General features: G+C 63.9%; 8 protein-coding genes and 1 pseudogene. 7 read left to right on the forward strand and 2 right to left on the reverse strand.

What is annotated here, in order from left to right:
• The 6 genes and pseudogenes from EOA22_RS18270 to EOA22_RS18295 all read left to right on the forward strand — a co-directional run.
• A pseudogene (locus tag EOA22_RS18270) lies at positions 1 to 265 on the forward strand (hypothetical protein); the annotation flags it as partial.
• 128 nt (positions 266 to 393) lie between these two features.
• Positions 394 to 1,698: an ABC transporter substrate-binding protein gene (locus EOA22_RS18275; protein WP_013528442.1), complete on the forward strand. Its 1,305-nt coding sequence runs from the start codon at positions 394 to 396 to the stop codon at positions 1,696 to 1,698.
• Between the two features lie 178 nt (positions 1,699 to 1,876).
• Positions 1,877 to 2,758 carry a branched-chain amino acid ABC transporter permease gene (locus EOA22_RS18280; protein WP_063169742.1) on the forward strand — a complete coding sequence of 294 codons (882 nt, stop codon included), beginning with the start codon at positions 1,877 to 1,879 and terminating at the stop codon, positions 2,756 to 2,758.
• Complete coding sequence (locus tag EOA22_RS18285; RefSeq protein WP_063169741.1) at positions 2,755 to 3,717, forward strand: branched-chain amino acid ABC transporter permease; 963 nt, start codon at positions 2,755 to 2,757, stop codon at positions 3,715 to 3,717. The genes EOA22_RS18280 and EOA22_RS18285 overlap by 4 nt, the downstream gene beginning before the upstream one ends.
• Positions 3,714 to 4,442, forward strand: a complete 729-nt coding sequence (locus EOA22_RS18290) for an ABC transporter ATP-binding protein (RefSeq protein ID WP_063169740.1) — start codon at positions 3,714 to 3,716, stop codon at positions 4,440 to 4,442. Before EOA22_RS18285 ends, EOA22_RS18290 begins: the two co-directional genes overlap by 4 nt.
• Positions 4,439 to 5,173: an ABC transporter ATP-binding protein gene (locus tag EOA22_RS18295; RefSeq protein WP_063169739.1), complete on the forward strand. Its 735-nt coding sequence runs from the start codon at positions 4,439 to 4,441 to the stop codon at positions 5,171 to 5,173. Before EOA22_RS18290 ends, EOA22_RS18295 begins: the two co-directional genes overlap by 4 nt.
• Here the strand turns inward: EOA22_RS18295 and EOA22_RS18300 are convergent, their stop codons facing one another.
• Together EOA22_RS18300 and pncA are read right to left on the reverse strand one after the other, a co-directional pair.
• Positions 5,174 to 6,592 carry a sodium:proton antiporter gene (locus EOA22_RS18300; protein WP_063169738.1) on the reverse strand — a complete coding sequence of 473 codons (1,419 nt, stop codon included), beginning with the start codon at positions 6,590 to 6,592 and terminating at the stop codon, positions 5,174 to 5,176.
• Positions 6,593 to 6,619: 27 nt separating this feature from the next.
• Complete coding sequence (gene pncA / locus EOA22_RS18305) at positions 6,620 to 7,234, reverse strand: bifunctional nicotinamidase/pyrazinamidase (protein WP_063169737.1); 615 nt, start codon at positions 7,232 to 7,234, stop codon at positions 6,620 to 6,622.
• Positions 7,235 to 7,492: 258 nt separating this feature from the next.
• Between pncA and EOA22_RS18310 the strand changes: the two genes are divergently transcribed.
• A partial coding sequence (locus tag EOA22_RS18310) for an FAD binding domain-containing protein (protein ID WP_206521298.1) occupies positions 7,493 to 7,866 on the forward strand: 374 nt, incomplete at its 3' end.

Raw genomic sequence — 7,866 nt, forward strand, 5'->3', positions numbered from 1 at the left:
GGGCTGGACCGTTTTGGGCACCGCCGATATGCAGATCGAGGCCGGCATCGTTGCGGGGGCGGACTCTGCGTGGTGGCTGTGGAATATCCAGGCCGGCGCCATCATCCTGGGGCATGTGCTCGCCGTCCTCGTCGCTCACGGCTTCGCCTGGCGCCTGCACCCACAGCCCTCCCGCGCGGCCCTCAGCCAGTTCCCGCTTACCTTGCTGATGGTCGCCTACACCGTCTTCGGCCTCTGGTTGCTTGCCACGCCGACTGTCGGATGAGAAAAGGCGACCAGCATGCCTTCGGGGAAAGCCCGCTTGCCACGTCGGGGCTTTGGTGATTTAGTTTGTACACATGCGATTTTTTGCCTCGTTGCAGCCAGTCAAAACTCAAAAACAGGGGAACTGCCGTGACTGACAAGAATGGGTTTTTCGATCTCTCCAGATCCACGCTCACCCGCCGCACCGCACTGAAAGGTCTGGCCGCAGGCGCCGGCCTCGGCCTTGCCCCTGGCTTCGTCCGCTATTCCCAGGCGCAGAGTTCGGCGCCGATCAAGATCGGCTTCCAGTCGCACCGCACCGGCATCGGCGCTGCCTATGGCCGCTGGTACGAAAAGACGACGGCTGCCGCGGTCAAGGCGATCAATGCCGCCGGCGGCATCAATGGCCGCCAGGTCGAGGTGATCATCGAGGATGACGGCACCGATCCCGGCCGTGGCGCCGAGGTGGTCGGCAAGTTCGCCACCCAGCACAAGACCGACATCGTCTTCGGCACGCTGTTCTCGCATGTCGTCATCGGCTCGGCGCCCGCCGCCGGCGAAAACAAGATGCCCTATTTCGTCGTCAGCGAAGGCCATCACGTCGCCTCGACCAAGCTGAACCGCTATGTCTTCCAGCCCGGCATCACCGACGTGAAGAGCCAGATCCAGTCGATGGCGCCGTGGATCGCGGCCAATGCAGGCAAGAAGGTGACGCAGATCTTCCCGGATTTCGCCTTCGGCTACGACCACCGCGACTACCTGCCGCCGGCGCTGAAGGCGCAAGGCGGCGAGGTCATCGCGCAGATCGCCATCCCGCCGACAGAATCGTCCTTCACCAAGTATTTTCCGCAGATCCCGGCCGAGACCGAGGTGATCTACCACGTCATGGTCGGCCCGGCCGTGCTCACCTTCGTCAAGGAGCTTGGTGAGTTCTACGGCTCCAACCGGCCGCAATTGTTCGGCTTCATCGATTCGCTCGAAGCCACCGACATCAACAGCCCCGGCCTCGAATTCCTCGATGGCAGCCATTTCTGGGAAGGCTCGCCGCGCTATGCGCAGGCCGATGATTCCGAGGCGCAGAAGGCCTATCGCGCTGCTGTCGGCATCGACGACAATGGCGCCGCCGTCGGCGACCCCAAGGACGTCTCCACCGCAGCCCACATGTTCGGCTGCTGGGAAACGCTCTACGTCGTCAAGAAGGCGATGGAGGACGCCGGCTACAAGGGACCGGAAGACCGCGCCAAGCTGGTCGAGGCGACCGAGGCGCTGACCGAATTCGCCGAAGGTCCGGAACATCCGCAGGGACCGAAGACCTTCAACGGCAAGATCCACCAGTGCTTTGGCATCCAGAACATCTCCAAGATCGAAGGCGGCAAGCTCAAGGTCGTGCACAAGACCAAGATCGAGGACGGACTTTACGAGGCCGAAGGGGATTATACGACGCAGGCGCTGTGAGCTTAGCGCAGCAGCGTGAGCGCCAAGGCCCCCCCCTCTGGCCTGCCGGACCCGGCCCTTCGCTGTCGCTCCGGGCGTTCGTCGTTCGGAAAGCCAAGCAATTGGCTTTCCGTCCGCTGCGCGGACCACTCCTCACCCCCCGCAAGGGGCGCGATTGCGCTATCGCTGGGCGTGTAGCATGCACTTCGGTCCCCACCTCCTCCTCGCCGCCCTCGAAGGCCTCGTCACCTCAGCCGTGCTGGCGCTGACCGCGCTCGGCCTGTCCTTGGTGTTCGGCGTCATGCGGGTGGTCAATGTCGCGCACGGTGAGTTCTTCATGCTGGGCGCCGTGCTCGCCTGGGCGATCACCACAGCCATTGGCGGCCATCCGGCGCTCGGCTTCCTGGCCGCACTTGTGATTGCTCCGCTGATCGTCGGCGCCATTGCGCTGGTCGCCGAACGGCTGGTGCTGCGCCGGCTCAACTACAATCCGGAAGCCACCATCGTCGCCACCATCGGCATGCTCTACATCATCCAGCAGCTGGCGCTGACCTTCTACGGTCCGGAGGCGCGGCCGGTGGAGCCGCCGTTCAGCTACCGCATCCTTCTGCCGTGGTTCGGCTACTCCGGCTACAAACTGTCTGTCATCGCCACTTCCGCGCTGCTGCTCACCGCGACATGGCTGGTGCTGACGCGCACCAAGGTCGGCCTCGTCATGCGCGCCACGCAGTATGACAGCGAGACGGCGCAGGCCTTCGGCATCCCCGTCGGCCGCGTCTATGGCGGCGTCTTCGCGCTTGGCGCCATGCTGGCGGCCATTGCCGCAGTGCTGATCGTGCCGATCAGCCAGGCGCATTACCTGATGGGGCAGGACCCGCTGCTGCTCTCCTTCATCGTCGTCATCATCGGCGGCCTCGGCTCGCTGCGCGGCACGGTCGTCGCCGCCGTGCTGATCGGTCTCTCCGACGGCATCATCTCGATGTTCTTCTCGCCGACGCTGGCCAAGATCATCGCCACGCTGCTGGTCGCCATGGTGCTGGTGTTCCGTCCGCAAGGCTTGTTCGGGACGAGGTCGCGATGAGCGAAGCTTCGCCGGTAAAAGCCTATGCCATGCATCTCGGCGTCGTCGGGCTGCTTTTCGTGCTGAGCTTCCTTCTGCCGGAATACTATCACGGCCTGCTCGCCCGCATCATGGTGCTGGCAGTGTTCGCCATGGGCTACAACATGCTGTTCGGCTATGTCGGCCTGCTCAGCCTCGGCCATGCCATGTTCTTTGCCGCCGGGCTCTATGGCGCCGGCCTTGCCGTCATCCAGCTCGGCTGGAGCGTACCAGCGGCGTTCGCCGCGGGGCTTGCCTGTGGTGTTGTTGTGTCACTCGTGATCGGCCTGCTGGCGCTGCGCACCACCGGCGTCGCCTTCATGATCGTCACCATGATGTTCGCGCAAGTGTTCTACCTCCTCATCCTCTACTTCGCGACGTGGACCGGCGGCGACCAGGGCATGGTCGTGCCGCAGCCGGCCCGTGTGCTCACCTTCGGCGCGACATCGCTCGAGCTCACCAATCCGACCGTTCGCTACATGACGGCGCTGGCGCTGTTTTCGATCGTGCTTCTCGTCACATTGGCCATCGTCCGCTCCCGGTATGGCCGCGTGCTGGTCGCCATCCGCGAGAATGAGGAGCGGACGAAGATGCTGGGATACGACACTTTCTCCAACAAGCTCGCCGCCGTCGTCATCTCCGGCATCATCTGCGCCGGCTCGGGTGCCGCCTATGCGCTGCTGTTCGGCTATGTCGGATCGAGCTTCGCGTCGGTGCAGTATTCGATCCTGCCGCTGCTGTGGGTGCTGCTGGGCGGTGCTGCAACAACGCTCGGGCCGCTGATCGGCACGCTGTTCATGTACTATGTCATCGATATCACCAGCGGCTACACCTCCGCCTATCTGCTGATCGTCGGCATCGCGCTGATCCTGCTTGTGCTGTTCTTCCCCAAAGGCATTCTGGGCAGCATTAGGCAGCGCTGGCTCGGGTGGCTGCCATGATGCCGCTTTTGACCACCAAGGGCCTTTCTCGCGACTTCGGCGGCCTGCGTGCCGTCGACCGTGTGGATTTCTCCTTGATGCCGGGCGAAATCCGCGCCGTGATCGGCCCCAATGGAGCGGGGAAGACCACCTTCGTCAGCCTGGTCAGCGGCCGCATCCAGCCGTCTGCCGGCATGATCGTCTTCGACGGCGCCGACATCACCAATCTGCCTGCCTATGTCAGGGTCCGCAGGGGGATCGCCTACACCTTCCAGCTCACCAGCGTCTATGCCAACCTGTCCGTCTACGCCAACGTCGCGCTGCCCGCGCAACTGACGCTGCGGCATGGCAGCCATTCCAGGAGCGCGATACAGGCCGCTGTCATGACCGCACTCGAACGCACCGGCCTGGCCGATCGCGCCCACATGCCGGCCGGGCAGTTGTCCTACGGCCATCAGCGCCTGCTGGAAGTGGCGATGGGGCTGGCGCTGAAGCCGCGCCTTTTGATCCTCGACGAGCCGACGCAAGGGCTGGCCGACAGCGAGATCGACAATTTCATCACCCTGGTGCGCGAGATCGCCAAGAACGCCACCGTGCTTCTGATCGAGCACAACATGCCTGTCGTCATGCAGCTGGCCGACCGCATCACTGTCTTCAATGCCGGCAAGATCCTCGCCGAAGGCACGCCCGAAGCGATCCGCGAAAACGCGGCGGTGCAGGAAGCCTATCTGGGGACTGCCCCATGACCGAGGCAAACCAGGCCGAGGCCACGCCTCAAGCACTCACCATTTCGCGGCTCGACTGCTTCTATGGCGAGGTCCAGGTGCTCTATGGCCTCGACCTGGTGCTGAACAAAGGCGAGGTGCTGTGCCTGTTCGGCCGCAATGGCGCCGGCAAGACGACGACACTCAAGGCCATCATGGGGCTGGTCCCCTCGAGCGCCGGCTCGATCAGGCTCGATGGCAAGGAGTTGACCGGCCTGCCGGCGCATGAGGTGCCGAAGGCCGGCGTCGCCTATGTGCCGCAGGGAAGGCGACTGTTCGCCGAAATGACGGTGGCGGAAAACATCGAGATCGGCCTGATGGCGCGCGGCAAAGGCAAGGCGACGCGTGAAAACGTGCTCGACCTCTTTCCATTGCTGCGCCAGCGGCTGCGGCAGCGTTCCGGCACACTGTCCGGCGGCGAACAGCAGATGCTGGCGATGGCGCGTGCACTCTGCCTCGAACCGCAGGTGCTATTGCTCGACGAGCCGACCGAAGGACTGATGCCGTCGATGATCGCCAAGATCCGCGAGACGGTGTCGACGCTGCGTGACATGGGCGTGTCGACCATCCTGGTCGAACAACGGGTCGATGCAGTGCTTTCTGTCGCCGACCGCGTTGCTTTCGTCGAAAACGGCCGCAACCGCGAGACGGTCGATGTCGAGGAATTGCGCGCCGACCCGTCGGCGGTGCGCCGTTATGTCGGCGTGGGTTGATCAGCCGAAGAACAGAAAACCCGCTACCAAAAATGTCGGGATCAGCACCAGGCCCGACCATGCCATATAGCCAAAAAAGCCCGGCATCTTCACGCCGCGATGTCGGGCGATGGCGTAGACCATGAAATTCGGCGCATTGCCGATATAGGTGTTGGCGCCCATGAACACCGCGCCGGCCGAGATCGCGGCAAGCGTCGAAGCGAACTCCGTCATCAGGTGCCGGGGGTCACCGCCGGCAAGCTCGAAGAACACCAGATAAGTCGGCGCATTGTCGAGGAAGGATGACAGCGCCCCGGTCAGCCAGAAATAGGCGAGATCGTTGGGCTGGCCGGAGGAAGAACTCACAAGCGACACCAGCGGCGCCAGCGCACCCTCATGGCCTGCCCTGAGGATGGCGATGACCGGCACGATGCAGATGAAGATGCCGGCAAACAATTTGGCCACCTCTGCTATCGGACCCCAGTTGAAGCCATTGGCCTCGCGGTATTCCTTGCGCGAAATGACAAGTGAAACGAGGGCGAGCGCCAGGATCATGGCGTCGCGCACCAGGTTCTGCAGTTCCAGGCTGACGCCGAACACGGAGAAGCTGACGCCCGGCTTCCAAGCCGCCGATAGCAGGATGGCGCCGATCACCCCCGCCAGCAGCGGAAGGTTGGCCAGGCCGCGCAGGCGCACCTTGGTATCCGGTGTCGGGTCCTTGATCTTCGGCGCGCCAGCCTCGCGCCGGTGCAGGATGATGTCGATCACCAGAAAAATGCCCAGCACGACACCGCCGACGAACAGCGTCTCGCGCCAGAGGTTCGTCGTCGTCCAGAAGAAGTCGACGCCGCGCAGGAAGCCGACGAACAGCGGCGGATCGCCAAGCGGCGTCAGCGAGCCGCCGATGTTGGACACCAGGAAGATGAAGAAGATGACGACATGGGCGTTGAACCGCCTGTTATCGTTGGCGCGGATGATCGGCCGGATCAGGATCATCGAGGCACCGGTCGTGCCGATCACCGAGGCCAGCAGCGCGCCGACCAGCAGCAGGCCGGCATTCACCAGCGGCGTGCCGTGAATGTTGCCGGCAAGGAGAATGCCGCCGGAAATGGTGAACAGCGCAAACAGCAGGATGATGAACGACATGTATTCGGTGAGCAACGCATGCAGCACCGCTTCGGTCGCTGTGGGGACACCGAAGGCGACCGCCAGCGGCAGGACCACCAGAGCGCCCCAAAGGGCCGCGATCTTGCCGTAGTGATGCTCCCAGACATGAAGAAACAGCAGCGGACCAGTGGCGATCGACAACAGCAGCCCGGCAAAGGGCAGCGCCCACCACAGCGACATCGAAGCGCCGGGCAGGCCGTGTTCCTCCGCCCCGAAAGCCTGTGCCGGAAACAGCACGGCCACGACGATTGCCGCCTTCGTCGCGACCCACAAAAAGCCCCTCTTGCGCCTCACGATCCGTCAGTCCGACAAAGGGTCTTCGAGCCTCACGCCGGCGTCGCGCATGCGCTGCAGCGTGGCATGGAGCGAACCGTTGAGATCGATGCCGCGGCAGGCATCCAGCCGCACTGTGGTTTTGAAGCCCTGGCTGACGGCATCCAGCGCCGAAAAGCCGACGCAGAAATCGGTCGCCAGCCCGACCAGGGTCAGCGTGTCGATGCCGCGCTCCCGGAGGTAGCCGGCAAGGCCGGTCTGGGTCGTGCGGTCGTTCTCGAAGAAGGCCGAGTAGCTGTCGATATCAGGCCGAAATCCCTTGCGAATGACGAGCTCGGCCTTGGTCCAGGCGAGGCCGGAATGGAAATCCGAGCCCAGGCTGCCCTGGATGCAGTGGTCCGGCCACAGCGTCTGCTGGCCGTACGGCATTTCGATCATGGTGAAGGGCTGCGCGCCCGGATGGCTGGAAGCAAAGCTGGAGTGACCGGCGGGATGCCAGTCCTGCGTCAGCACGACATGGTCGGTTCGCCGGATCAGGTCGTTGACCAGCGGCACGATCTCGTCGCCGCCGGCAACCGCCAGCGCGCCGCCGGGACAAAAATCGTTCTGCAGGTCGATGACGACAAGCGCTTCGTCGGCCATGGGCTTTCCTCTTCCGTATGCAGGCTCCAGTGGAAAATGCCGCTGACGCGACCGGACGCAGAAACTTGACCAGATGGCCGGCCGCGTCAACCTCTCAAGCCATAACAAATGCGTGCCGGCGGCGCCGCGGCAAACTCCGGCTTTGACAAATCCTGCCAGCTTGATATCATTTGCATACGAATGAATTTTCCGACCCCTGTGCTGGAAGGATCTTTCGAAGTACCAGCTCTGGAAGGCCTCTTTTCGGGAAGGCAAAGCGTGATCCGTTACGCGAAACCCACCTCGGTCGACGAAGCGCTCGCTTTGCTTGGCGAGGGCGCCTGGCGCATCCTTGCCGGTGGCACCGATTTCTATCCGGCACAGGGCAGCAAACCGATCCGCGACAATGTTCTCGACATTAACGGCCTGGCGGCGCTGTGCGGCATTGCCGAGGCGAGCGACCATTTCGTCATCGGCGCGCGCACGACCTGGACCGACATCGTCCGCCATCCCTTGCCGCCGGCCTTCGAGGCGCTGAAGCAGGCGGCGCGAGAGGTCGGCTCGGCGCAGATCCAGAACGTCGCCTCGGTCGCCGGCAATCTCTGCAACGCCTCGCCTGCCGCCGACGGCGTGCCAGCCCTGCTCGTCCTCGA

The sequence above is a fragment of the Mesorhizobium sp. M7A.F.Ca.US.014.04.1.1 genome (assembly GCF_003998745.1).
Taxonomy (GTDB): domain Bacteria; phylum Pseudomonadota; class Alphaproteobacteria; order Rhizobiales; family Rhizobiaceae; genus Mesorhizobium; species Mesorhizobium ciceri.

Excerpts from the sequence above, each read along its gene's own strand:
- EOA22_RS18280 (WP_063169742.1), top strand. The coding sequence starts at position 1,877 with ATGCACTTCGGTCCCCACCTCCTCCTCGCCGCCCTCGAAGGCCTCGTC.
- EOA22_RS18285 (WP_063169741.1), top strand. The coding sequence starts at position 2,755 with ATGAGCGAAGCTTCGCCGGTAAAAGCCTATGCCATGCATCTCGGCGTC.
- EOA22_RS18290 (WP_063169740.1), top strand. The coding sequence starts at position 3,714 with ATGATGCCGCTTTTGACCACCAAGGGCCTTTCTCGCGACTTCGGCGGC.
- EOA22_RS18295 (WP_063169739.1), top strand. The coding sequence starts at position 4,439 with ATGACCGAGGCAAACCAGGCCGAGGCCACGCCTCAAGCACTCACCATT.
- pncA (WP_063169737.1), bottom strand. The coding sequence starts at position 7,234 with ATGGCCGACGAAGCGCTTGTCGTCATCGACCTGCAGAACGATTTTTGT.